Source organism: Pseudonocardia hierapolitana (assembly GCF_007994075.1).
Taxonomy (GTDB): Bacteria; Actinomycetota; Actinomycetes; order Mycobacteriales; family Pseudonocardiaceae; genus Pseudonocardia; species Pseudonocardia hierapolitana.
The window spans coordinates 5,800,963-5,825,748 of record NZ_VIWU01000001.1; the positions used below are offsets into that span (position 1 = coordinate 5,800,963).

Consider the following 24,786-nt stretch of genomic DNA (forward strand, 5'->3'; position numbering starts at 1 on the left):
GTCGCGCTCGGGTCCGCTCAGTCAGCCGGGGCGATCACCAGCTCGGACAGCGGGTCGTGGGCGAGGTCGGGGGCGCCGGACACGATCAGCCCGGCCCGCTCCCACGGGCGCTGCTCGGCCTGGAACGGGTCCTCGGCCGCCTGCCACTCGGCCCAGAAGTCCGCGTGGTCCGCGCCGTCGCGTTCGAGGCCGCGGCGGCGGGCCTCGTCCGCGTCGGTCTGCACCCAGAGCAGCGCGTCGACGTACGCGGACAGCTCCCGGCGCCCGATGCCCACGCCCTCGACGATCACGAGAGGGCAGCGGGCCGGCACGACGATCGCGCCCTCGCGGCCGCGCTCGTCCCAGGCGGGCGGGCGGTAGGCGACCGGTCCGCCGCGGGCGAGCGGGGCGAGGATCCCGTCCCGCATGAGGTCTGCCCAGTCGAAGAAGGCGTGGTACCAGGCGACGTCGTCGGTGTGCAGCACGGTCGCACCGGGCACGGTGGCCGCGAGCCGCTGCGCGACGGTGGTCTTGCCGCCCCCGGAGCGCCCGTCGACGGCGAGGACGCGCGGGCGGCCGAGCAGCGCGAGCACCTCGCGCGCGGGTACCGCCCGCCACGGGCCCGCGGCGGGCTCCCCGGCGTAGAGCCGCGTCACACCAGGAAGCGGTACGCCGTGGTGCCCGGCGCGATGTGCTGGATCTTCAGCGGGCTGGCCTCCATGCGCTTCCACAGCGGCTCGTAGCCGTCGCGGTGGGCCAGTTCGATCCCGACGAGCGCGGCACCTGTCTCCCGGTTGTCGCGCTTGACGTACTCGAACAGCACGATGTCGTCGTCCGGGCCCAGTACCTCGTCGAGGAACCGCCGCAGCGCGCCCGGCTCCTGCGGGAACTCCACGAGGAAGTAGTGCTTGAGCCCGCGGTGCACGAGCGAGCGCTCGACCACCTCGGCGTAGCGGCTCACGTCGTTGTTGCCGCCCGAGAGCAGGCAGACGACCGTGGCGTCGGACGGCAGGTCGAGCTCGTCGAGCGCCGCTGCGGCCAGTGCGCCCGCCGGCTCGGCGATGATCCCGTCGACCTGGTAGAGGTCGAGCATCTCCGTGCAGACACGGCCCTCGGCCACCGTCATGAGCTCGGCGCCGCAGTCGCGCCCCAGCGGGAAGCTCACGTCGCCGACGCGGCGCACCGCCGCACCGTCCACGAACGTGTCGAGCTCGGGCAGCGCCACCGGCTCGCCCGCTGCCAGCGCCGCCGTCATGCTCGCCGCGCCCGCAGGCTCCACCCCGACGATCCGGACCTGCGGGTACCGCGCGGCGAGGAAGCCGCCGACGCCCGCGAGCAGGCCGCCCCCGCCCACCGGCACCACGACGACGTCCGGCGCGCCGTCGAGCTGCGCCAGGATCTCCGCGGCCACCGTGCCCTGCCCGGCGATCGTGCGCAGGTCGTCGAACGCGGGCACGACGGTGGCGCCGGTGCGCGCCGCGTGCTCGGCCGCCGCCGCGGCGGCCTCGTCGTAGGTGTCGCCGCCGACCACCAGCTCCACGGCGTCGCCGCCGAGCGCGGTGATCCGCTCCCGCTTCTGCCGCGGAGTGGTGCTCGGCACGTGCACCCGGCCGCGGATCCCCAGCCGGCGGCACGCGTACGCGACGCCCTGGCCGTGGTTGCCCGCGCTCGCGCACACCGCGCCCGCCGCCCGCTCCTGCGCCCCGAGCTGGGCCAGCAGGTTGTACGCGCCGCGCAGCTTGTAGGACCGCCCGACCTGCAGGTCCTCCCGCTTCAGCCAGACCTGCGCACCGGTCGCGGCCGTGAGCCGCTCGCTGGGCTGCAGCGGGGTGGGGATGGCGACGCCTTCGAGCCGCGCCGCCGCGGCGCCGACGGCGTCGGCGAGGGAGTGGGCGGGCGGAGCCGTGCGGGAGACCACCGGTCGATCCTGCACCCGCCACGGCGCGTCGCCGCGGGTGGGGGCATGTCGCCCGATCCGGGGTCAGCGATTCTCGAGGATCTCGAGGATCCGGTCGAGCTTCGCGCTGTGCTCGGCGATGGCCGCATTGTGCTGCGCCTGCATACCGGCGAGACCCGCGAGCGTGGCGGTGTGCTGCACCGCCACGCCTGCGAACTCGTCGAGCCGGGCGCTGTGCCGGTCCTGTGCGGCGGCGATCGCCGAGAGGTACGCGTAGATCGCCATCGGGTCGATGCTCCGCTGGCGTACCGTTCTGTCGTCCCCCGCGGCCGTCATGTCGGCGAATCTAGCGACTGGAGATCCACCGCGGGTCACTTTCAGGCAACCGGCGACGAACGCGGTCGGAGATCGAATCCCGCCGCCCGGTAGCAGTCGTCGATCAGCTCGGCGGTGGCCACGGCGTCGTCGCCGTCGGTCGGCACCGGCGCACCGTCGCGGACGGCGGCGGTGAACGCCTCGAGCTGGTAGGCGTACGACGGACGCAGGCCCGGCCGTTCCTCCCGCTCGACGCCGCCGACGGTGACCCACACGCGGTCGTCGCGGTGGGGGAGCACGAAGTTCGCGGCGCGCACCTCGCCCGCGTCGCCGACGAGACGCGCCGTCATCCGCAGCTCCTCGGCCGCCATCGAGCTGTGCAGCACGCCCGTGGCCCCGCCGGGGAAGGCGAACTCGGCGCGCACCCACTCGTCCACGCCCGGGTGCCCGGCGCGCTCGCGGCCCTCGGCGCTGGTCACCCGCGGGGCGCCGCCCGCGAACCGGCCCAGCGCCCGGTGCAGGTGGATGCCGTAGCAGCCGACGTCCATCAGCCCGCCACCGGCGAGGGGCAGCGACCAGCGCGGGTCGCCGTCCGGCGGGGGACCGATCTCCATGTGCACCTCGACGTGGCGGAGCTCGCCGATCTCCCCGGACTCCAGGACCTCCAGCAGCCGCTGCGCCACCGGGTGGTAGAGGTAGTGGAAGGCCTCCATGAACACCACGCCCGCGCGCGCGGCCGCGTCGCGCACCTCGCGGGCCTCGCCCGCGTCGCTCGCCGACGGCTTCTCCGTGAGCACGTGCTTGCCCGCGGCGATCGCCGCGAGGTTCCACGGGCCGTGCAGGCCGTTCGCGAGCGGGTTGTAGATCGCCTCCACCTCGGGGTCGGCGAGCACGTCGGCGTAGGAGCCGAGCACCCGCTCGACGCCGTGCTGGGCGGCGAAGGCCTCGGCCCGGCCGCGGTCGCGCGCCGCGACGGCGACGAGTCGGGCCCCGGTCAGCTGGGCGGGGGCGACGATGGCGTTGACGGCGATGCGGGAGGCGCCGAGGACGCCGATCCGAAGGGGTTCCACGGGCAAGATCCTCCCCAGCGGGCCCACCGTGCGCCAGTGCTCACTGCCGGGGGTATCGGCGAACCTCCGGTCGGGGCGCCGGCGTTCCGCTCCTCTCGTGGGCGAGCCTGGTCGCCTCGGGCGGGGGTTGCGATCGACCGCAGCGGTGTTTCGGACGCTGTCACCCCATTCCCGGGGTGCGTCGTGCGTGTGGGGGGCGCTGGGTTGGGATCACGCGAGCCGGCACAACAACAGGTAGCAGCCGGCCCGCCCGCGACCACTGATCGAGTTCGGATCCACTCATCTAGTGGATGTGCGCCCGCCAGTCCTCGGGGACCCGCCCGGCGGGGCCCGGCACCGGCTGGTCCTCTGGGCGGTGCTGGGGTTCGGGCAGGTCGGGGCCCTCCAGCAACTCGTTCGTGCGGTAGTCCCAGTACCAGCTCTCGCCCGGCTCGAAGCTTCGGACGTAGGGGTGGCCGGTGGCGCGGAAGTGCGCGGTGGCGTGCTGGGCCGGGGAGGTGTCGCAGCAGCCGACGTGGCCGCACTGGGCGCACCGGCGCAGGTGCACCCACCAGCCGCCGACCTCGTCGCACTCGCTGCAGCCTGCGCCGCTGGGTGCGGCTGTGGGGTCGATCCCGTCCGTCATGCGTCCATCATGGCGGTTGCGGAGCGCGCGGTGACGATGCGCCAGGCCGCGAACGCCAATGCGAGCAGCAGCGCGGCGGCGAACGCGTACAACGCCACCGTCACCGGGAGGCTCTGCGCGGCGAACCCGAGGCCGAGGACCGGCACGGTGAGCCCGACGTACGCGAACAGGAAGAGCGCGGCGGCCGTCTCGCCCCGCTGGTTCGCCGCCGCGGTGGCGAGCACGGTGGACATGCTGCCCTTGAACGTGATCCCGGCGCCTGCACCGGCGACGGCACCCCCGGCGAGGAACAGGGCGAGCAGGCCCAGGTGCACCGCGAGGACGAGGACGACCACGCCGGCCGCCATGACGGCGAGGCCGATCGTCAGCTGCCTGCGGGCGGCGACCCGGTGCAGCGGGATCTGGGCCGCGGCCGCGGACCCGAAGGCCAGCAGCGCGGCGAGGCCTGCCATGACACGGCTCCCGCTGTGGAACAGCGTGGTCATCACGATCGGCGCGAGCGAGGTGAAGAGCCCGAAGACCGCGAAGGCCACAACGGAGGCCGTCGCCGCGCCCACGAACGTGCTCCGGTGCTCGGGGGCCACGCCGGTGCGCTGCGGCCGGTACGCCGGCAACGGGTCGGGTCGCCGCACGGTCTCCGGGACGACCGCGAGCGCGGCCAGCCCGATCGCGAGCAGCAGCACCGACACCACGTACGGCACGCGCAGCGGGGAGCTGGAGAACTCGGCGAGCAGGCCGGAGATCAGCGGGCCGAGGCCGAGGCCGCCCAGGTTGGCGGCGGTGGCGACCACCTCGGCGCGCCGAAGGCCCTGACCGGGGCGCGCCCGGCCGTTCAGGTCGGCCAGGTGGGCGGTGGCGGTCGCGGTGACGAGACCGACGCTCACGCCCGACAGCACGCGGCCCGCCACGAGAGCGGGCAGGGCGGTCGAGACGATGAAGGTCACCCCGGACGCGATGCCGGCCAGCAGCCCGAGCGCGAGCATCCGCCTGCGGCCCACCCAGTCCGAGACGTGGCCGCCGAGGAACAGCGCGGCCAGCACACCGACGGCGTACACGGCGAACACCACGGTGACCATCAGCGCGCCGAACCCGTCCTCGCGCTGGTAGAGCGGGTACAGCGGGGTCGGCAGCGTCGACGAGGCCATCGTGACGGTGAACAGGTACGCGATCAGCCAGAATCCGCGGCCGTGTCGGCGGCTCGCGCGCGGCACGGCATATGAGGTCTGCACTCCCGCTTCCAACCTGCTGCGACGGGCCCAGCTTCCCCTGTCGCCGCGATGATTGGAGATGTCGGTCATCTCCGTTGAAGATGAGCGTCGTGGAGCTCCGGCAGATGCAGGTGGTCGTCGCGGTGGCCGAGACCGGCGGGTTCTCGGCGGCGGGCAGGCGGCTTCGGCTGGTGCAGTCGGCGGTGTCGGCGACGGTGCGTGCCGTGGAGCGGGAGCTCGACGTGCCGCTGTTCGATCGGACGACCCACCGCGTGGTGCCGACAGCGGCAGGCGAGGCGTTCGTGGCGGCGGCGCGTGCCGCCCTGTCCGCCGCCGACCAGGTGCAGGCGGCCGTCGTCGCGGCGCGGGGCGTGCTGCGCGGGCGGGTCACGGTGGGTGTCATGCAGGGACTGCTGGGCGGGCTGCCCCGCGCGATCGGCGCGATGCGCCGCGCGCATCCCGGGGTCGTGGTGCGGCTGCGGCAGGCACCCGCCGACGAGGTCGTCGACGCGGTCCGGGAGGGCACGGTCGACCTGGCCGTCATCGCGCTCACCGGCAGGCGGCGCGGGCTGGTCAGCGTCGAGCTGATGCGGGACCGGATGGTCGCGCTCGTCGGCCCGGACTCGGGGTTGCCGGACGCCCCGGTGACCCTGTCGCAGCTCGCGCGCCACCCGTTCGTCGACTTCGTGCCCGGCTGGGCGGTCCGGCAGGAGGTCGACCGCGCCTTCCGCGCGGCGGGGGTGGAGCGGGCCGGGGTGTTCGAGACGAACGACATGCTGGCCGCTGCCGAGCTGGTCCGGGCCGGTCTGGGGGTGACGATCGTCCCGGCCGCGCTCGCCGCCGGGTTCCCCGACCTGCGCACCGTGCCGATCGCCCGGCACGCGCCGGCGTGGACGACCGGGGTCGTCCACCGCCGGGTCCCGCTCGTGCCTGCGGCCGCGGCGCTCCTCGAGCACCTCGAGGGGTGGGCCGGCTCAGGCTGACAGGGCTGCCCCGGGGATCGCGTCGAGCAACGCGCGCGTGTACTCGTCCTGCGGGTCGTCGAAGACCTCTGCGGTGCTGCCGTGCTCGACGATCCGGCCGCGCCGCATCACCAGCACGTCGTGCGCGATGAGGCGCACCACCGCGAGGTCGTGCGCGATGAACAGGTAGGACAGGCCCAGCTCGCGCTGCAGCTGCGTGAGCAGCTCGAGGATCTGGTCCTGCACGAGGACGTCGAGCGCGGACACGGCCTCGTCGCAGATCACCAGCTTCGGCCGCAGCGCGAGCGCCCTGGCGATCGCGACGCGCTGCCGCTGCCCGCCGGACAGCTCCACGGGGTGGCGCTGGGCGGCGGCCCGGGGGAGCGCCACGTGGTCGAGCAGCTCCGCCACCCGCTGCCTGCGGCTGGCGGTGTCGCCGATCCCGAACACGCGCAGCGGCTCGTCGATCAGCCGCTCGACGGGGAGCACCGGGTCGAGGGAGCCGTACGGGTCCTGGAACACCGGTTGCATGTCCCGGCGGATGGCCCGCCGGGCGCCCCGGTCGGCACCGCGGAACGTGCGCCCCGCGATCACGATGTGCCCGGACGTCGGCTGCTCCAGCCCCAGCACGAGCCGCGCGATCGTGGTCTTGCCCGAGCCCGACTCGCCCACGATCGCCGTGGTGGTGCCCTCCCGCACGGTGAACGACACCCGGTCGACCGCGTGGAGCGGCTCGCGCTGGCCGCGCACCTTGTAGGTCTTGACGAGGTCGGTGACCTGCAGCGCGGGCACGGGGTCGGCCGCGGGCGGCGGTGCGGGGGCGGCCCGGGACCGCGCAGCCACCGACGGGGCTGCCGCCACCAGCCGCTCCGTGTACTCGTGCTGCGGGTCGCGCAGGATTCGCGCGGCCGGGCCGGTATCGACCACCCGGCCCTGCCACATCACGACCACGTCGTCGGCCCGCTCGGCGGCCAGGCCGAGGTCGTGGGTGATGAGCAGCAGGGACGTCCCGCGCTCCGCGATGAGCCGCTCCAGGTGGTCGAGGATCTGCCGCTGCACGGTGACGTCGAGCGCGGACGTCGGCTCGTCGGCGATGAGCAGCTGCGGCTCGCAGGCCAGCGCGATGGCGATGAGCACGCGCTGGCGCATCCCGCCGGAGAACTCGTGGGGGTACTGCCGGGCGCGCCGCGCGGCGTCCGGGATGCCCGCCTCGGTCATCAGCTCGACGGCCCGCTCCCGGGCCGCCCGCCCGCGCGCCATGCCGTGCATCACGAGCGTCTCGGCGATCTGCTTGCCCACCCGGGCCACCGGGTTGAGGTTCGACATCGGGTCCTGCGGGACGAGGCCGATCTGGCGGCCACGCAGCCGGCGCAGCCGCTTCTCGCCCGCGGCCGTCACGTCCTCGCCGTCGAACTCGATCGTGCCGCCGGTGACGCGCCCGGTGCCGGGCAGCAGGCCGATCGCGGCGGCAGCGGTGGTCGACTTCCCCGACCCCGACTCGCCCACGATCGCCACCCGGTGCCCGCGCGGCACTGTGAGGTCGACGCCGTGCACGACCGGGGCCGCGGAGCCGTAGGAGACCTCGAGGCCGCGGAGGCGCAGCAGCGGGCTGTCACTCATCGCCGCCCTCGCTGGCGCTCGGGCGACCGCTTCGCGGACGCGCTGTGCTGATGATTCGCAAGCTCCGCTCGCTCATCAGCGCCCCGCCGCGTAGCCCTGCGCCCCGCGTGGGTTGGCCGCGGCGCTGAGCAGGCCGGTCCCGGGGTCGCGCCCGACGCTGGACAGCCGCCCGAGCTCCCAGTCCCCGGCCCGGGTGACCCGGTGCCCGCGGCGCTCCAGCTCGGTGATCACGTCGTCGCCGAGCCGGTCCTCGACCACGGCGCCGCCCGGCGTCCAGGTGCGCGGCCAGAACGACCCGGGCATCGAGGTGGTGTGCAGGGCCGGGGCGTCGATGGCCTCCTGGGACGAGTAGCCGCCGACGAGCGTGCGCAGCAGGTAGAGCAGCTGCCACTGGTCCTGCTGGTCGCCGCCGGGCGAGCCGAGCGCGCCCACCGGCTTCCCGTCGCGCAGCAGCAGCGTGGGCGTGAGCGTGGTCCGCGGCCGCTCGCCCGGCGTGAGCGACGACGGGGCGCCCTCTTCCAGCCAGGTCATCTGCAGCCGGGAGCCGAGGCAGAACCCGAGCTCCGGGATCGTCGGCGAGGACTGCAGCCACCCGCCGGACGGCGTGACGGCGACGATGTTGCCCCACCGGTCCACGACGTCCACGTGGCAGGTGTCGCCGCGGGTCTCCCCGGACAGCACGACGGTCGGCTCGCCGACGCCCGCCGCCGCACCCTCCTCCGACTCGATGACGAGCGGCGGCAGGAACGGCTCCCGCCCGCCGGGCCGGCCGGGCCGGAACTCGAGCGAGGCCTCCTTGCCGATCAGCTCCCGCCGCTCCCGCGCGTACTCGGGGGACAGCAGGACGTCCAGCACACCGTCGGCGATGGCCTCGCCGTAGTGGGCGTCGCGGTCGGCGAGGGCGAGCTTGAGCGCTTCGAGGACGTGGTGCGCGCCCTCGGCGGTGGACGGGTCGAGGGCCTCGTCGGGCAGCCCGTCGAGGATCATGAGGGCCTGCAGGAGGACGGGGCCCTGGCCCCACGGGCCGGTCTTGGCGATCGTCGTGCCGCGGAACTCGGCCGTGACGGCGGGCTCGAACGAGGCGGAGAACGCCGCGAAGTCGGCCACCTCGATCACGGCGGCGTGGTCGGTGCCGGACGAGTGCCGGTGCGGGGTGCGCAGGAACTCGGCGGCCTCCCGGGCGACGAAACCCTCCTTGAACTCGCGACGGGCCGCCTCGATGCGCCCGATCCGGTCGCCGGCCCCGGACCCGGCTTCCAGGAGCCGTTCGAGGGTGCGGGCGTAGGCGGGGAGGCGGATGATCTCGCCCGCCCGCGGTGGGCGCCCGTTCGGCATCCACAGCTGCGCCGACGTCGTCCAGTGCTCGGTGAACAGCTGCGCGACGGTCTCGATGGTGGTGCCCACCCGTCCGACGACCGGGTGGCCGTCGCGGGCGTAGCCGATCGCGTAGGCGAGGACGTCGGCGAGCTCCCACGTGCCGTGCTCGGCGAGCAGGAGGAGCCACGCGTCGACCGAGCCCGGGACGGCGGCGGCGAGCCCGCCCGCACCGGGGACCAGGTCGAGGCCCTCGCCCCGGTAGTGCGCGATCGTGGCGCCGGCGGGTGCGGGCCCCTGGCCCATCAGGACCTGCGGGGTCGGGTCGGTGGCCGTGGCGAAGACGCCGGTCAGGTCGCCACCCGGGCCGTTGAGGTGCGGCTCGACGACGTGCAGCACGAACCCGGCCGCCGTGGCGGCGTCGAACGCGTTGCCCCCGCGCTCCAGCACGGACTGCGCGGTGGCGGTGGCCAGCCAGTGCGTGGTGGCCGACATGCCGAACGTGCCCTGCAGGGTGGGGCGGGTCGTGAACGCGGGGGGCGGGACGAAGGTCACGGAGATCCTTTCTGTCACCGGCGCGAGCCGGGGCTCAGCACGTCGCGCAGTGCGTCGCCGAACAGGTTGAACGCCAGGCAGATCACGACGATCGCGAGGCCGGGGAAGAACGCCGCGTACGGCGCGCGGACGATGTACTGCTGGGCGTCGGACAGCATGATGCCCAGGCTGGGGTGCGGCGGCTGGATCCCGAGCCCGAGGAACGACAGCAGCGCCTCGCCGATCACCGCAACCGGCATGATCACGGTGGCCTGCACGATGATCGACGACAGCGCGTTGGGCAGCACGTGCGTGGCCAGGATGCGCACGCCGGATGCGTCCATCGCGCGGGCGGCCAGCACGAACTCGTGGCCCTTGAGCCGCAGCGTCTCGGCCCGCACCATGCGGATCATGGTCGGCACCTGGGCGAGGCCGAGCGCGATCGCGGCGTTCGTCAGGCTCGCTCCGTTGATCGCGGCCAGGCCGACCGCGACGATCAGGAACGGGAACGCGAGCAGCAGGTCGGTCACGCGCGACACGAGCGCGTCCAGCCGGCGCCAGTATCCGGCCAGCAGCCCCAGCGGGGTGCCCACCACGATCGCGAGCGCCACGGCGAGCACGCCGACCTGCAGCGACGCCCGCGTGCCGTGGAGGATGCGGGACAGGATGTCGCGGCCCAGGTCGTCCGTACCGAGGGGGAACCCGATGGTGCGGGGCAGCTGGAACGGGGTGTCGAAGTGCACCTCGTCGGGTGGGTAGGGCGCGATCCACGGCGCGAGCAGCGCGGCGAGCACCACGACGAGCAGGAGCCCGCCTCCCACCACGCCGAGCCGGTGGTGCAGCAGCCCGGTGAGCACGCGGCCGCGGCGGGTGCCGAGCTCGTCGTCGGCGGCGACCGCGGGTGTCACGACGGCCATCAGCCGTTCCCTCCCCCTGCGACCCGGATCCGTGGGTCGATCACCGAGTACAGGACGTCGACGGCGAGGTTGATGAGGATGTAGGCGAGCGTCACGACCAGCACGACGCCCTGGATCACCGGGTAGTCGCGGGTGAAGACGCTGTCGAGGGTGAGCTTCCCGAACCCGGGCAGCGCGAAGATCCGCTCCGTGACGACCGCGCCGGAGATCAGCCCGCCCAGCTGCAGCCCGACGATCGTCACCACGACGATCAGGCTGTTGCGCATGGCGTAGCGGACGAGCACGTTGCCGCGCGACGCGCCCTTCGCGCGGGCGGTGCGCACGTAGTCGGCGGCGAGCGCGTCGATCATGGACGAGCGGGTCTGGCGCATCACGATCGCGGCGAGGCCGGTGCCGAGGATCAGGGCGGGGAGCGTCAGGTGCCACAGGGCGCGCAGCGGCTCCTCGGTGAAGGTCACGTAACCGGACGCCGGGAACCAGCCCAGGCCGACCGCGAGGTAGAGGATCGCGAGCAGCCCGAGCCAGAAGTTGGGCACCGACAGCGACAGCAGCGACACCCCGCCCACGGCCAGGTCCGGCCAGCGGCCCTGGTTGGCGGCGGCGAGCGCGCCCGCGGCCATCCCGAACACGACCGCGATCACGATCGCGTAGAGCGAGAGCCATGCCGTGACCGGCAGCGTCGTCGCGATCAGCTCGATGACGGGCGTGCCGGTGCGCACCGAGTCGCCCAGATCGCCGGACAGCGCATTGCCCAGGAAGCGGAAGTACTGCACGACGATCGACTGGTCGAGCCCGAGCTGGGCGCGGATCGCGGCCAGCGTCTCCGGGCTCGCCTCCTCGCCGGCCATCGCGAGCGCCGGGTCACCGGGCAGCGCGCGCACCCCGGCGAACACCACGATCGAGGCCAGGAACAGCGTGACGACGCCCTGGCCGAGGCGGGTCAGAAGGTAGCGCGGCACTGGCACTCAGTCGCCCTCCTCGGCGAGGAATCCGGCGCGCCCGAGCCGCACGACGCCGTCGGCATAGGTATCGATGCCCGCCACGTCGGTGGTGTACGCGGTGAGGTTGCGCAGCCGGTAGACGTAGAGGATCGGCAGGTCCTGCTGCACGATCTGCACGGCGCGGCCGTAGGTCTCGGCGCGCGCCGCCGGGTCGGTGAGCTGCGCCGCCTCGCGCACCAGCCGGTCGACCTCGGGGTTGCTGTAGCCGGAGTAGTTGTTGGACGCCTTCGTGGTGAGGAAGTTGGCCGTGTTGCCGTGCGGGTCGATGCGCCCCGACCAGCCGAGGGCCAGCAGTTCGAAGTCACCGCGGTCCTGCACGTCGAGCAGCGTCGAGTACTCGACCGGCTGGATGGCGATCTCGAAGCCGCCCTCGCGGACGCTCGCCTGCAGCGCCTGACCGAACCGCAGGTTGTCCGCGTCGTTGCTCACGAGCATCGTGAGCCGGTACGGCGTCTCGACGCCCGTCTCGGCGAGCAGCTGCCGGGCGCGGGCCGGGTCGTAGGGCTGACAGGACTCGCTCGCGGGCGTGGAGAACGTGCTGGCCGGGGAGATCGGCGAGCACGCCGGTTCGTACCAGTTGTTGAACACGGAGTTGACCAGCGTCGTGCGGTTGACCGACAGCGCGAACGCCTGCCGGACCCGCACGTCGGACGCGATCGGCGTGTCGATCGGCTCCGGCGGCTCCCCGGTGCCGTTGACGTTGCCGACGTTGAACGTCACCGCCTGGTAGCCGAGCGAGCCGATCTGCAGCACACCGATCCCGTTCTCCAGCTGGAGGGAGTCCACGTCCTGCGGCGAGATCCGGTCGGCCACCTGCACGTCGCCGGAGCGCAGGTTGGCCGCGCGGATGTTCGCGTCGGTCATGATCCGGTAGGTGATCGAGTCGAGGTGCACGTGGTCGGCGGCGTAGTAGTTCGGGTCGCGCACCACGGTGATCGAGGTCTGCGGCACGCGCTCGGCGAACCGGAACGGCCCGACGCACACCGGCGACCGGCTGAAGTCCGCGCCCAGCTCGGCGATCGCCTTGGGCGACATGATCATCCCGGCCCGGTCGGCGAGGGACGCGGTGAGCGGCGCGAAAGGCCGCTGGTAGCGCACCACCACGGTGCCCGCGTCGGGCGCCTCCACGGCGTCGACCGGCCCGAGCTCACCGCGGCGCGTGGAGCCCTCCATGGTCAGGTGGCGCTGCAAGGTCGTGACGACCGCCGTGGCGTCGAACGGGGTGCCGTCGGCGAACCTGATGCCGGTGCGGACGGGGATCGTCACCGTGAGCCCGTCGGGCGAGACGGTCGGCAGCGCCGTGGCCAGCTGCGGGACGAGGGCGCCCTCGGCGTCGATGTCGTAGAGCTTCTCGCACATCGCGTTCATCACGTAGCGCGTGTAGAGCGACGACGACGTGGTCGGGTCGAGCCGGTCCGGCTCGTTGGACAGGGCCATCACGAGGTTCCCGCCCTCGCGGGCCGGGCGGCCGTCGAAGGCCACGCCGGGGACGTCCGGGCGGGGCGGGGCGGGCACGACCGGCTGCACCGGGATGCAGGCGGCGAGCGCGGCCGCCAGCACGACGCCGATGGCCACGGCGGCCGCGCGGAGCGGGTGGGGCACGACTGGTCCTTCGAGCGTGATCCGTGGACATCAGATGTATACAGACCGACTGCATACACCAGGGTTTCAGCAGAGTTAAGCCCACTGTGAGCACGACCGCACGCCGGCGCGTGCCCTGCGGCCGCTCGCCAGGGGGTGGACCGTGCGGGCCCGCTGCTGGCGTAGCGGGTGACGAACGGCGGTGAGGTCGGATCGACTCCGGTGAGGCGCGATGAACAGCGGCGCCGATGGGAGTCGTACTGGTGTGAACCGAAAACTCGTGATCACCCAGAACGTGACCGTCGACGGATCGATCGAGATGCTCGGCGACTGGTTCGACCCGCAAGGACAGGCCGATGTGGACCAGTCGGACCTGCTGGAGGAGCTGCACCGGCAGGACAGCACCGCCGACGGCTTCCTCGTCGGCCGCCGGACCTTCGAGGACTTTCGCGGGTACTGGCCGAAGCAGGAGAACGACCCCACCGGGATCACCGCCTACCTGAACCAGGTGCGGAAGTACGTGGTCTCCTCGACGCTGACCGACCCGCAGTGGGAGAACACCACGATCCTGTCCGGTGACCCCACCGCCGAGGTCCGTGCCCTCAAGGAGGGGCCCGGCCAGGACATCGTCGTGACCGGGAGCATCACCCTCTGCCACGCCCTCATCCGGGCGGGGCTCGTGGACGAGTACCGCCTCTTCGTCTACCCCGTGGTGCAGGGCCGCGGCCGCCGCCTCTTCCCGGACGGATACGAGATTCCGTCCCTGCGTCTGCTCGAATCGACGTCGTTCCGCGGCGGCATCACCTGCTCCCGGTACGCCGCCACGTAGCCGGCGCGCCAGCATGCCGGACCTGCCCCGCGCCGACGCAGTACCGCCCGCGAGTCCGACGTCCGCATACGGCGAGTCCGACATCGTGACGCGGCGAGTCGAGCGTTCCGACGCGGTGAGCCGCTGTGTCTAGATGTAGCGACTCAGGACGTTGTTGACAGTTCGGTCAGCGTGTCGGCTTGATCGAGGGAGGACCTCCGGGCGGAGTGGGTGTGTCTCACGCACTCGCTCCAGGCCCAGGAGGTCCTCGTGGCGCACCGTAACGCCCGCACCACCGTCTTTGCGCGGCGGCTCATCGTCGAACGCTTCCTCGCCGGGTGGCCAGCGGCGCGGATCGCCGAGCAACTCGGCGTCTCCCGAGCGACGGTGCACAAGTGGGTCCGCCGCTACCGCGAGGAGGGCTGGGACGGACTTGCCGACCGCTCGTCGCGGCCGCACACCAGCCCGAACCGCGTCGCCGCACAGATCGAGGACCGCATCCTCGAGTTGCGAGCCACCGCGCATCGGGGAGCGGTGTTCCTGGCCGGCGAGCTCGGCCTGGTCGCCTCCACCGTCGGCCGGGTGCTGGCCCGCCACCAGGTGCCGCACCTGGCCGCGATCGACCCGATCACCGGCGCACCGGTCCGGCGCCGCCACTGCGGGATCCGCTACGAACGCCCCCACCCCGGGGATCTGATCCACATCGATGTCAAGAAGTTGGGCCGGGTCCCTGACGGCGGCGGCTGGCGGCTGCACGGGCGCCGAGAAGCCCGCCAGAGCGGAATCGGGCGCGGAATCGGGCGCGGGATCGGCTACGACTACCTGCACGTCGCGGTCGATGACCACTCCCGGCTGGCCTACATCGAAGCGCTGCCCGACGAACGCGACACCACCTGCGCCGGGTTCCTGCACCGGGCCGTGGCCTGGTTCCGTGAGCACGGCGTGCGAGTGCTGCGGGTCCTGACCGACAACGCCAAGGTCTACCGGATCGGGCAGGACTGGCGGGCGGTGTGTGTCGCGCTCGGGATCCGGCGCCGGTTCACCAAACCCGGCTGCCCCTGGACCAACGGCAAAGCCGAACGGCTCAACCGCACCCTGCTGACCGAGTTCGCCTACGCCCAACCCTGGCTGTCCAACCACGACCGGCTCACCGCCCTGGACAGCTGGGTCGAGCACTACAACACTCGACGCGCCCACTCCGCCCTCGGCGGCCGCCCTCCGATCACCCGACTCGCCGCATGACAGTCAACAACCTCCCGAGTCAGTACATCTAGACGCGGCACTCGACGTGCCTGAACGTCGGACTCGCCGTGCTGGGGTGTCGGACTCGCCGGGGTGGGGCTCGGTCAGCGGGCTCGCTCGGTGATGGGGCGCTGCGCCGGGGAGGGGTGGCCCGGCGGCAGGCCGTCGAGCAGTCCGGCGCGGCCGGCGAGGGCGGCGGCCTCGGTGCGGCTCGCGACACCGAGGGTGCGCAGCAGGCCCGCCGTGAGGCGTTTGACCGTGCGCTCGGAGACGTGCAGGGCGCGGGCGATCTGGACGGTGCTGGCGCCGCCTGCGATGAGCGTCCAGAGATGCCGTTCCTTGCCGGTGAGCTGGGGGCCCGTGCAGGGCGTCGCCTGCCGGGACCCGGCACCGGCGGCCGCGAGCAGCGACGGCACCAGTGCGGCGGGTGAGCGGGTGCGCACCAGCACGCCGCTCGCGCCTGCGCCGAGGAGCTCGAGGGCGCCCGGGAACGGCGCGACGTGCCGGGCGAGCGCGAGGACCGGGAGCCGCGGCTGCACGCCGCGCATGGCGGCGAGTGCGGCGAGCGGGCCGGGCGCGTCGAGTTCGAGGTCGACGAGCGCGACGTCCGGCTGATGGCGTCGCACCAGCATCCCGGCGGAGACGGCGCGGTCGGTGCCGGCCACGACACGCACCCCGCCATCGCTTGCCGCCGGCAGCGCCTCCTCGAGGCCGCGGCGGAACATCGGCTGCCGGTCGACGATCAGCACGCGGACCACCATGCTCGCGGGCTTCCCCGGGAGCCGCTCTTCCTATCGGGGTGCCGACCGATCGGAGGACGGAGCACGCCCGCTCGTGGTACCGATCCGCAGCTCGACGGGCAGCATGACCATCGTCGGGTCGCCCCCTTCGACGAGCTCCATCGCGGCGCGGGCCGCGACCTTGCCCTTCTCCTCGCTCGGCTGCACGACGGTGGTGAGCCGGGTCGGCGCGAGCCAGTGCAGCTCTGCGCCGTCGAAGCCGGCGACGGACAGGTCGTCGGGCACGTGCAGCCCCAGCTCGGACGCGGCCCGCAGCACTCCGGCGGCGAGCACGTCGCTCTGGGCGATGATCGCGGTGGGCCGCCGCTCGGCGGGGACGTCGAGCAGCACGCGCGCGGCCGCGGCTCCCTCGTCCACCGCGTTGCTCGGGGTCTCGTAGATCGGAACCGGGCCGAAGACGTCCTCCACGCCCTCGATGCGGTGCCGGACGTCGCGGTAGTGCGCCCGCGCCCGGCGCTGCGGCGTGACCGGGCCGCAGGTGCCGTCGAGGCGCAGCGGCATGGCGATGACCTCGACCCGCCGGTGCCCGAGCTCGTGGAGGTGGCGGGCGAGGTCGCGGGTGCCGCCGCGGTCGTCGATGTCGACCATCGCGACGCCCTCGACCGCCGGGCCCTCCACCGCCACGATCGGTACGCCGCGGGCGCGCAGCAGCTCCAGCGCCGGGTCGTCCTCGAGCCCGCAGGTGGCGAAGATGGCCGCGTCGAGCGGGATGCGCGCGATCTGGCTGGTCGAGGGCCTGCCGACGTCGCCTGCGAGCAGGAGCAGCCCTACGTCGTGGGCGCTGAGCACCTCGCTGATGCCGTCGAGCAGCTGCAGCGCCACGGGGTCGCGGAAGGCGTACAGCAGCCGCTCTCCGATGAACGCCCCGACGACGCCGCTGCGCCCGCGGCGCAGCGATGCGGCCAGGGGGTCGGGGCCCGCGTACCCGAGCTCGGCGGCCGCCGCGAGCACGCGCTCGCGGGTGGCGGGCGCGACGCGGGGGCTGTCGGCGAACGCGAGCGACGCCGTCGACGGGGAGACGCCTGCCCGCGCCGCGACTGCGGCGAGCGTCGGGCGGGTGGACACGCCCGAACCGTAGCGGGCGCGGGCAGAACCTGGTTGAGCCCGGCGCACCTGTCACGTAGCCTCAGATCGAATCGATTCGACACACACTGCGACGGGAGCCGATGTGACCACGACAGGGGCGATGCCCTCCGCTCAGCTGCTGAGGGCGCGCACGGCCGTGGTCGTCGCGTTCATCACCGCGGGTCTCGCGTTCTCGTCGTTCATCGCGCGCACGCCCGCGCTGCGCGACGCGCTCGACCTGTCCACCGGGCAGCTCGGCCTGCTGCTGCTCTGCATGTCGGGCGGGGCGGTGGCCGGGCTGCCCCTGTCGGGCCCGATCGTGCACCGCCTCGGGCCAGGGCGTGCGGTGCTCTCCGGTGCGCTGTCGATGACGCTCGGGCTGGCGCTGCTCGGCGCGGGCATGGCCGCCGCCCTCGTCCCCGTCGCCGCGGTCGGCCTGGTCGCCGCCGGGCTCGGCACCGGCGTCTGGGACGTCGCGATGAACGTCGAGGGCGCCGACGTCGAGCGCAGGCTCGGCCGCTCCCTCATGCCACGGCTGCACGCCGGATTCAGCCTGGGCACCGTGGCGGGCGCGGGCATCGGCGCGGCCTGTGCCGCGCTCGGCATCCCGCTCGCCGTGCAACTGATCGGCATCGTGATCCTGCTCCCGATCGTCGTCACGCTGGCCGTGCGGCGCTTCCTGCCGGTGCCGGAGGCCACGCCCGGGGAGGCCAGGTCGGGCTCGGGAGTGCTCACCGCGTGGCGGGAGCCGCGCACGATCGTCGTCGGGCTGATGGTGCTCGCGTTCGCGTTCACCGAGGGTTCGGCCAACGACTGGATCGCCATCGCGATGGTCGACGGCCACGGCACGAGCGAGACCCTCGGCGCGATCGCGTTCGGGTTCTTCGTGGCCGCGATGACCGCCGGTCGGATGGTCGGCGGCGCCGCGCTGGAGCGCTTCGGGCGCGTCGCGGTGGTGCGCGCCACCGCGGTCATCGCACTCGCCGGGCTGCTGCTGATGCTGATCGGCGGGTCCGTTCCCGTCGCGCTCGCAGGCGCCCTGCTGTGGGGGATCGGTGCGTCGCTGGGGTTCCCGGTGGGCATGAGCGCCGCCGCGGACGACCCGGCACGCGCGGCCGCCCGCGTCTCGGTGGTCAGCTCCATCGGCTACACGGCCTTCATCGCGGGCCCGCCCCTGATCGGCCTCCTCGGCGAGCACGCAGGCATCCTGCGAGCACTCTTCGTGGTGCTGGGCGCTCTGCTGCTGGGCCTGCTGGCCGCAGGCTCGGCCCGGCCACTGGCCCCGGCGGGCGAGCGCTGACATTCGGGAAAGCCGCTTCCGCTTGACGCGGCGCCGTTCCCGAGGACCATCAGCCCGTGCCCAGCCTCTACATCGACGGGACCTGGACGTCCGGGTCCGGCGGTAGCGCCGAAGTCATCAACCCGTTCGACGCCGGCGTGATCGAGGCGGTCGACCAGGCCGGCCCCGACGACGTCGAGCGTGCGGTGGCCGCCGCCCGGGCGGCCTTCGACGGCGGCCCGTGGCGACCCACCTCCGCCGCCGAGCGGGGCGAGTTGCTGCGCCGCGTCGCGGACCTGCTGGTGCGCGACAAGGAGGAGATCGCCCGCGTCGAGACCCTCGACACCGGCAAGACGCTGGTCGAGAGCCGCATCGACGTCGACGACGTCACCGCCGTCTTCCGCTACTACGCCGATCTCGCGGGGCACGACGCGGGCCGGCTCGTCGACACGGGCAACCCGGCGGTCGTCAGCCGGGTCGTGCACGAGCCGGTCGGCGTCTGCGCGCTGATCACGCCGTGGAACTACCCGCTGCTGCAGCTGTCGTGGAAGGTCGCGCCCGCGCTGGCGGCCGGCAACACCGTCGTGATCAAGCCGAGCGAGGTCACCCCGCTCACCTCGGTGCTGCTCGTGCGGCTGCTGGAGGAGGCGGGCGCACCGCAGGGCGTGGTGAACATCCTGCTCGGCGACGGCCGCTCGGTCGGGGCTCCGCTCACCGAGCACCCGGGCGTCGACATGATCAGCTTCACCGGCGGGCTCGCCACCGGCCAGGCGATCATGCGGGCCGCCGCCACCACCGTGAAGCGGGTCGCCGTGGAGCTCGGTGGCAAGAACCCCAACATCGTCTTCGCCGACACCGACTTCGAGACCGTCGTCGACAACGCCATCACGGCGGTCTTCCTGCACGCCGGCCAGGTGTGCTCGGCGGGCGCCCGGCTGATCGTCGAGGACGCGCTGCACGACGACCTGGTCGCCGAGATCGGCAGGCGCGCCGAGCGGATCCGGCTGGGCAACGGCCTGGACAAGGGCACCGAGTCGGGCCCGCTGGTCTCGGCCGCCCAGCGGGCGAAGATCGAGGACTTCGTCGCGTCGGCGCACGCCGAGGGCGCCCGCCTGGTGGCGGGCGGGCACCGCCCGGAGGAGCCGGACCTGCAGAAGGGCTTCTTCTACCGGCCCACCGTGTTCGCGGACTGCCGACGGGACATGCGGGTGATCCGCGAGGAGACCTTCGGCCCGATCCTCACCGTCGAGCGCTTCCGGGACGAGGATGAGGCGATCGCGCTCGGCAACGACACCGAGTACGGGCTGTCCGGCGGGGTCTGGACCGGCGACGCGGGGCGGGCCGAGCGGGTGGCCCGCGCGCTGCGGCACGGCACGGTGTGGATCAACGACTTCGGCCCGTACGTGCCGGGGGCCGAGTGGGGCGGCATGAAGCGCTCAGGCAACGGGCGTGAGCTCGGCCCGACGGGGCTGGCCGAGTACCAGGAGCACAAGCACATCTGGCACAACACCCGGCCGGCCCCGGCCGGTTGGTTCACGGCTGGCTGACATCGGAGGTGGCACGTGAGCACGACGGAACACCGCGCGAGTGACGACGGGATGGCCGAGTTCGGCTACTCCCAGACCCTCGACCGCAGCATCGGCAAGTTCGCGAGCTTCGCCGCCGGCGTCAGCTACATCTCGATCCTGACCGGCACGTTCCAGCTCTTCTACTTCGGGTTCGGCACGGGCGGTGCGGCCTACTGGTGGTCGTGGCCGCTGGTCTTCGCCGGCCAGTTCATGGTGGCGCTGTCGTTCGCCGAGCTCGCGGGCCGCTACCCGGTCGCGGGCTCGGTCTACAACTGGTCGAAGCAGCTCGCCGGTGCCACCACGTCGTGGATGGCCGGCTGGATGATGCTCACCGCCTCCATCGTGACGATCACGGCGGTCGTGCTGGCCTACCAGCTCGTGCTGCCGCAGATCTGGTCCGGCTTCCAGATCGTCGGTGACGCGGCCGACGCGAACGACGCCGCCGTCAACGCCGCAATCCTCGGCGGGTTGCTGATCGTGTTCACCACCGTGATCAACGCGATCGGCGTCAAGCTGATGTCGCGGATCAACAGCACAGGGGTGTTCATCGAGCTGATCGCGGCTGTGTTGATCATCGTGCTGCTCGCGTTCAACATCGTGAACCCGCCGTCGGTGCTGTTCGACACGCAGGGCCTGGGCGAAGGCATGCCCGGGGGTTACTTCGGGGTGTTCCTCGTCGCCGCACTCGCCTCGGCCTACGTCATGTACGGGTTCGACACCGCGAGCTCCCTCGGCGAGGAGACCGTCGACCCGCGGCGAACCGCTCCGTCGGCCATCCTGCGCGCCGTGATCGCGTCGTTCATCATCGGCGGGCTGATCCTGCTCCTGCTGATCCTCTCCGCCCCCGACCTGAGTGACCCGGCGTACGGGGAGAAGTCCGGTGGCGGTCAGCTGATCCTGCTCCAGGTGCTCGGCGGCCCGGTCGGCATCGTGTTCCTCGTCTGCATCGCGATCGCGATCACCGTGTGCGCGCTCGCCGTGCACACCGCGGCGATCCGGCTGATGTTCGCGATGGCCCGCGACAACGCCCTCCCCGCGGGGGCGCACCTCGCCAAGATCGACCCGGTGCACAAGACCCCGGTGATCCCGTCGATCCTCATCGGGATTCTCGCGCTGCTCATCCTGATCAGCAACATCGGGACGCCCGAGGTGTTCACCGCGGTCACCAGCGTCGCCATCATCATGATCTACATCGCGTACCTGCTGGTCACCATCCCGATGCTGATGCGGAGGGTGCGCGGACAGTGGCCGGACGAGGCAGGCCGCGCGAGCGGCTATTTCTCGCTCGGCCGCTTCGGGATCGTCGTCAACGTCCTGGCCGTCGTGTGGGGCATCGCGATGTCGATCAACCTGGCATGGCCCCGGGAGGATGTCTACGGCGCCGGCTGGCTCGCGTGGAGCGCGTTCATCTTCATCGGCGTCATTGCCGTCGCGGGGCTGATCTGGTACGTCGTCCGCGGGCGGCACCAGGTCGGTACCTTGCCCGAGCACATGGCCAAGCAGCTCGAGGAGGCGCACGAGGTCGACCCGGGCATCCCGGCTCCCCCGCAGCCGAAGCCGACCGAGGGAGCGTGAGCATGGACGACGTCTTCGACTACGTCGTGGTCGGGGGCGGGTCGTCGGGCTGCGCGCTCGCGGCCCGGCTCTCCGAGAACCCTGACGTCACGGTGTGCCTGCTGGAGGCCGGACCGTCCGACGTCGACGACCCGGCGATCCTGAAGCTCACCGACTGGATGGCCCTGCTCGACTCCGGCTACGACTGGGACTACCTGGTCGAGCCGCAGGAGCGCGGCAACAGCTTCCTGCGCCACGCCCGCGCGAAGGTGCTCGGCGGGTGTTCGTCGCACAACTCGTGCATCGCGTTCTGGCCGCCGCGCGAGGACCTCGACGAGTGGGCAGCCGCCGGGTGCACGGGATGGAGTGCCGACGAGTGCTGGCCGCTCGTCGCGCGGCTGGAGAACAACGACGGGCCGTGGGACGGGCACGGCCGGTCCGGCCCGGTCACGATCATGCAGGTGCAGCCGGACGACCCGTGCGGGGTCGCCGTGCTGGAGGCAGCCGCCGCCGTCGGGCTGCCGACCGTCCGGTTCAACGAGGGCGTGACGGTCTGCGAGGGCGCCGGGTTCTTCCAGATCAACCGCGAACCGGACGGCACGCGCGCCTCGTCATCCCGGGCCTACCTGCACCCGATCATGGGGAAGCGGCAGAACCTGGAGGTCCGCACGGGTGCGTGGGCCTCCCGGGTGCTGTTCGCGGGTCGGCGCGCCACCGGCGTCGAGTACCAGCAGGACATCGGCCCGGGCCGGCGCACGGTCACCGCCCGCCGGGAGGTCGTGCTCAGCGCAGGCGCGATCGACACCCCCAAGCTGCTGATGCTCTCGGGCATCGGGCCGTCCGAACACCTGCGCGAGTTCGGGATCGACGTGCTGGTGGACGCGCCCGGCGTCGGGGCGAACCTGGACGACCACGTCGAGGGCCTCGTGATGTGGGAGGCCGCGCAGCCCATGGTCACCCGCTCCACGCAGTGGTGGGAGATCGGACTCTTCACCCGCACCCGCGACGGCCTGGACCGGCCCGACCTGATGATGCACTACGGCTCGGTGCCGTTCGACCTGAACACCGTGCGCTGGGGCTACCCGACCACCGACAACGGGTTCTGCCTCACCCCGAACGTCACCCGCGGACGATCCCGGGGCACCGTGCGGCTGCGCACCCGCGACTTCCGCGACCGCCCGCGGGTCGACCCGCGCTACTTCACCGACCCCGACGGCCACGACATGCGCGTCATGCAGACGGGGGTGCGGCTGGCCCGCCGCATCGCCGAGCAGGAGGCGCTCAAGGAGTGGGTGGCCCGCGAGCTCACGCCCGGCCCCGACGCCGTCACCGACGACGAGCTGGCCGACTACATCGCGAAGACCCACAACACCGTCTACCACCCGGCCGGCACGGCGAAGATGGGCCCGACCACCGATCCGGCCGCCGTCGTCGACCCGCAACTGCGGGTGCGCGGGGTGGACGGGCTGCGGGTCGCCGATGCGTCGATCATGCCGTTCCTGCCGGCGATCAACCCGAACATCACCTGTTACATGATCGGGGAGAAGGCGAGCGACCTGCTCACCACTGAGGGGTGACAACGGGGAGGATTGCCGGCGTGGGCGACATCGCCGGTTTCCTCAGCGCTCATCCGCCGTTCGACGGGCTGGACGCAGGCGAGCTCACCGCACTGGCGGACGTCGCGGAGCAGGAGGAGCACCCCGCGGGCGCGACGATCCTCGCCAAGGGCGGCCCGCCGCCCACGCACGTGCGGGTGGTGCGCACCGGCGCGGTGGAGATCGTGCTCGACGGGCTGGTGCTCGACCTGCTCGGGCCCGGCGAGCTGTTCGGCCATGCGTCGATGCTGTCCGGGCTGCCGCTCGGGTTCGCCGCCGTGGCCGTGGGCGCGACGACGTGCCTGCGCCTTCCCGCCGACGCCGTCCGCCCGGTGCTGGGGCAGCCGGCAGGGCTGCGCTACATCGCCCGATCGCTTATGTCGTCGCTGCTCACCGACCCGTTCCTCCCCGATCCCGCCGGCGCCGATCTCCGCTCCGCGAGCTCCGCTGAGCGCCCCGTCCGGGAGCTGCTGCGGGCCCCGCTCGTCCGCGCGTCACCCGCGCTGCCGATCCGGGAGGCCGCGCAGCGGATGACGGCGTGCCGCGCGTCGGCCGTCGTCGTCCCGCTCGGTGACGGCCAGGTCGGCATCCTCACCGACCACGACCTGCGGCGCGTGATCGCCGAGGGCCGGGACACCGCCGCACCCGTCGGTACGGCGATGTCCGCGCCTGCGTGGACGGTCGCCGCCGACCGGCTCGGCGGCGAGGTGTTGCTCGACATGCTGGACCGGGGCGTGCGGCACACCCCGGTGGTGGACGCGACGGGGGAGGTGCTCGGGGTGCTCGACGACGTCGACGTCGTCGCCGCAACCACCCGCAGCAGCTTCGGGCTGCGCGCGGCGATCGCCCGCGCCGGCTCCGTGCAGGAGCTGGTGAGCGCGGCCGCCGGGCTCACACCCACGGTCATCGCGTTGCACGACGCCCGGGTGGCGGCCGCCGACATCGCGGGCATCACCTCGGTCGTGGTCGATGCGCTCACGCGGAGGCTCATCGAGCTCGTCGCCCCCGGCCCGCCTCCGCGCCCGCTCACCTGGCTGGCACTGGGCAGCCTCGCGCGCCGCGAGGCCGTGCCGTCCTCGGACGTGGACAGCGCACTCGTCTGGGCGGGCGACGGGCAGGGCAGCGCCGAGTACGCCCACGCGCTGGCCGAACAGGTCCTGTCCGGGCTCGCGGCCTGCGGGTTCCCGGCCGATGCCAACGGGGCGGTCGCGACCAACAAGCTCTTCTCCCGCTCCTACGACGCCTGGGTCGCGGCGGCGCACAGCTGGCTCGCCGACCCCACCCAGGAACGCGCGCCGATACTCGTCTCGCTGGCGGTGGACGCCCGTCCGGTGTGGGGCGTGCGCGCGGCCCCGTCGGTGGCCGACGTCTTCCGCGACGCCCGCCGCCATCCCGACCTGCTGCGGCTGCTCGGCCGCTACGCGCTGGCCCACCGTCCGCCCACCGGTTTCCTGCGCGACTTCGTGGTGGAGCACTCCGGGCGGCGCCGAGGCAAGCTCGACCTCAAGCGCGGCGGGCTCGTCCCGATCGTCGACCTCGCCCGATGGGCGGGGATGGCGGCCGGGGTCACCAGTGCGTCCACCCCGGCCAGGCTGCGCGCCGCCGCGGCCGCCGGCACCCTCGACGCGGGGCCGGCCGCCGCCCTCGAGGAGGCCTTCCACCTCGTGCTGCAGCTGCGCCTCGCCCACCAGGTGGAGCAGCTGCGCGCCGGCGAGGAACCCGACGACCTCGTACGGCCCGTCGATCTCAGCCCGGTCACCCGCGTCTCGCTGCGCGAAGCGTTCCGGACGATCGCGACGGTGCAGCGGCGCATCGACCGGGAGCTGCAGCTCGGCGTGCGGTGAGAAGGGGG

At 73.3% G+C, this 24,786-nt stretch carries 21 protein-coding genes; 8 read left to right on the plus strand and 13 right to left on the minus strand.

The window, feature by feature from the left end:
- Window positions 1-17: 17 nt before the first annotated feature.
- The 6 genes from FHX44_RS27650 to FHX44_RS27675 all read right to left on the minus strand — a co-directional run bounded on the left by FHX44_RS27650 (window position 18) and on the right by FHX44_RS27675 (window position 5,115).
- Entirely contained in the window at window positions 18-635 is a 618-nt protein-coding gene (locus FHX44_RS27650) for a uridine kinase family protein (RefSeq protein ID WP_212612673.1), read from the minus strand.
- Window positions 632-1,897 (minus strand): threonine ammonia-lyase IlvA, encoded by a 1,266-nt coding sequence (ilvA, locus tag FHX44_RS27655; protein ID WP_147258471.1) that lies wholly within the window; start codon window positions 1,895-1,897, stop codon window positions 632-634. Before ilvA ends, FHX44_RS27650 begins: the two co-directional genes overlap by 4 nt.
- 63 nt (window positions 1,898-1,960) lie before the next feature.
- Window positions 1,961-2,161: a hypothetical protein gene (locus FHX44_RS27660; protein WP_147258472.1), complete on the minus strand. Its 201-nt coding sequence runs from the start codon at window positions 2,159-2,161 to the stop codon at window positions 1,961-1,963.
- Between the two features lie 92 nt (window positions 2,162-2,253).
- Window positions 2,254-3,261 (minus strand): Gfo/Idh/MocA family protein, encoded by a 1,008-nt coding sequence (locus FHX44_RS27665; RefSeq protein ID WP_212612674.1) that lies wholly within the window; start codon window positions 3,259-3,261, stop codon window positions 2,254-2,256.
- Window positions 3,262-3,544: 283 nt separating this feature from the next.
- Window positions 3,545-3,886, minus strand: coding sequence for a UBP-type zinc finger domain-containing protein (locus FHX44_RS27670; RefSeq protein WP_147258473.1), 342 nt, complete (start codon window positions 3,884-3,886; stop codon window positions 3,545-3,547).
- On the minus strand, window positions 3,883-5,115 hold the full coding sequence (locus FHX44_RS27675; RefSeq protein WP_246170617.1) for an MFS transporter: 1,233 nt from the start codon (window positions 5,113-5,115) through the stop codon (window positions 3,883-3,885). Before FHX44_RS27675 ends, FHX44_RS27670 begins: the two co-directional genes overlap by 4 nt.
- Window positions 5,116-5,195: 80 nt before the next feature.
- On the opposite strand from FHX44_RS27675, the gene FHX44_RS27680 reads away from it, so the two are divergent.
- The gene (locus FHX44_RS27680; RefSeq protein WP_425469157.1) at window positions 5,196-6,077 is read left to right on the plus strand and encodes a LysR family transcriptional regulator; all 882 of its coding nucleotides are present in this window, start codon (window positions 5,196-5,198) and stop codon (window positions 6,075-6,077) included.
- Here FHX44_RS27680 and FHX44_RS27685 read toward each other — a convergent pair.
- The 5 genes from FHX44_RS27685 to FHX44_RS27705 form a co-directional block, all read right to left on the minus strand.
- Window positions 6,069-7,676, minus strand: a complete 1,608-nt coding sequence (locus FHX44_RS27685; protein WP_147258476.1) for a dipeptide ABC transporter ATP-binding protein — start codon at window positions 7,674-7,676, stop codon at window positions 6,069-6,071. The two genes, FHX44_RS27680 and FHX44_RS27685, sit on opposite strands and share 9 nt — an antisense overlap.
- Before the next feature lie 75 nt (window positions 7,677-7,751).
- The gene (locus tag FHX44_RS27690) at window positions 7,752-9,485 is read right to left on the minus strand and encodes a gamma-glutamyltransferase family protein (RefSeq protein WP_212613061.1); all 1,734 of its coding nucleotides are present in this window, start codon (window positions 9,483-9,485) and stop codon (window positions 7,752-7,754) included.
- A 74-nt stretch (window positions 9,486-9,559) separates the two neighbouring features.
- On the minus strand, window positions 9,560-10,441 hold the full coding sequence (locus FHX44_RS27695; protein ID WP_147258478.1) for an ABC transporter permease: 882 nt from the start codon (window positions 10,439-10,441) through the stop codon (window positions 9,560-9,562).
- Entirely contained in the window at window positions 10,441-11,406 is a 966-nt protein-coding gene (locus FHX44_RS27700) for an ABC transporter permease (RefSeq protein WP_246170618.1), read from the minus strand. The genes FHX44_RS27695 and FHX44_RS27700 overlap by 1 nt, the downstream gene beginning before the upstream one ends.
- Window positions 11,407-13,044, minus strand: coding sequence for an ABC transporter substrate-binding protein (locus FHX44_RS27705; protein ID WP_147258479.1), 1,638 nt, complete (start codon window positions 13,042-13,044; stop codon window positions 11,407-11,409).
- A gap of 244 nt (window positions 13,045-13,288) precedes the next feature.
- On the opposite strand from FHX44_RS27705, the gene FHX44_RS27710 reads away from it, so the two are divergent.
- Complete coding sequence (locus FHX44_RS27710; protein ID WP_246170619.1) at window positions 13,289-13,852, plus strand: dihydrofolate reductase family protein; 564 nt, start codon at window positions 13,289-13,291, stop codon at window positions 13,850-13,852.
- 249 nt (window positions 13,853-14,101) lie between these two features.
- Window positions 14,102-15,073: an IS481 family transposase gene (locus tag FHX44_RS27715; RefSeq protein ID WP_147253972.1), complete on the plus strand. Its 972-nt coding sequence runs from the start codon at window positions 14,102-14,104 to the stop codon at window positions 15,071-15,073.
- A 104-nt stretch (window positions 15,074-15,177) separates the two neighbouring features.
- On the opposite strand, the gene FHX44_RS27720 is transcribed toward FHX44_RS27715, so the two are convergent.
- Together FHX44_RS27720 and FHX44_RS27725 are read right to left on the minus strand one after the other, a co-directional pair.
- A complete protein-coding gene (locus FHX44_RS27720; RefSeq protein ID WP_212612675.1) occupies window positions 15,178-15,822 on the minus strand; it encodes a LuxR C-terminal-related transcriptional regulator in 645 nt (214 codons plus the stop codon).
- 42 nt (window positions 15,823-15,864) lie between these two features.
- Complete coding sequence (locus FHX44_RS27725) at window positions 15,865-16,938, minus strand: LacI family DNA-binding transcriptional regulator (RefSeq protein WP_246170620.1); 1,074 nt, start codon at window positions 16,936-16,938, stop codon at window positions 15,865-15,867.
- A gap of 103 nt (window positions 16,939-17,041) precedes the next feature.
- Here FHX44_RS27725 and FHX44_RS27730 point away from each other — a divergent pair, with 103 nt between their 5' ends.
- The 5 genes from FHX44_RS27730 to FHX44_RS27750 are packed head-to-tail and all read left to right on the plus strand — an operon-like array spanning window position 17,042 to window position 24,778.
- Window positions 17,042-18,238 (plus strand): MFS transporter, encoded by a 1,197-nt coding sequence (locus tag FHX44_RS27730; protein WP_246170621.1) that lies wholly within the window; start codon window positions 17,042-17,044, stop codon window positions 18,236-18,238.
- A gap of 56 nt (window positions 18,239-18,294) precedes the next feature.
- A complete protein-coding gene (locus FHX44_RS27735; RefSeq protein ID WP_147258483.1) occupies window positions 18,295-19,764 on the plus strand; it encodes an aldehyde dehydrogenase family protein in 1,470 nt (489 codons plus the stop codon).
- Window positions 19,765-19,815: 51 nt separating this feature from the next.
- Window positions 19,816-21,360: an APC family permease gene (locus FHX44_RS27740; protein ID WP_147261515.1), complete on the plus strand. Its 1,545-nt coding sequence runs from the start codon at window positions 19,816-19,818 to the stop codon at window positions 21,358-21,360.
- 2 nt (window positions 21,361-21,362) lie between these two features.
- The gene (locus FHX44_RS27745) at window positions 21,363-22,916 is read left to right on the plus strand and encodes a GMC family oxidoreductase (RefSeq protein WP_147258484.1); all 1,554 of its coding nucleotides are present in this window, start codon (window positions 21,363-21,365) and stop codon (window positions 22,914-22,916) included.
- 20 nt (window positions 22,917-22,936) lie between these two features.
- The gene (locus tag FHX44_RS27750; RefSeq protein ID WP_170309067.1) at window positions 22,937-24,778 is read left to right on the plus strand and encodes a putative nucleotidyltransferase substrate binding domain-containing protein; all 1,842 of its coding nucleotides are present in this window, start codon (window positions 22,937-22,939) and stop codon (window positions 24,776-24,778) included.
- Window positions 24,779-24,786: the final 8 nt, after the last annotated feature.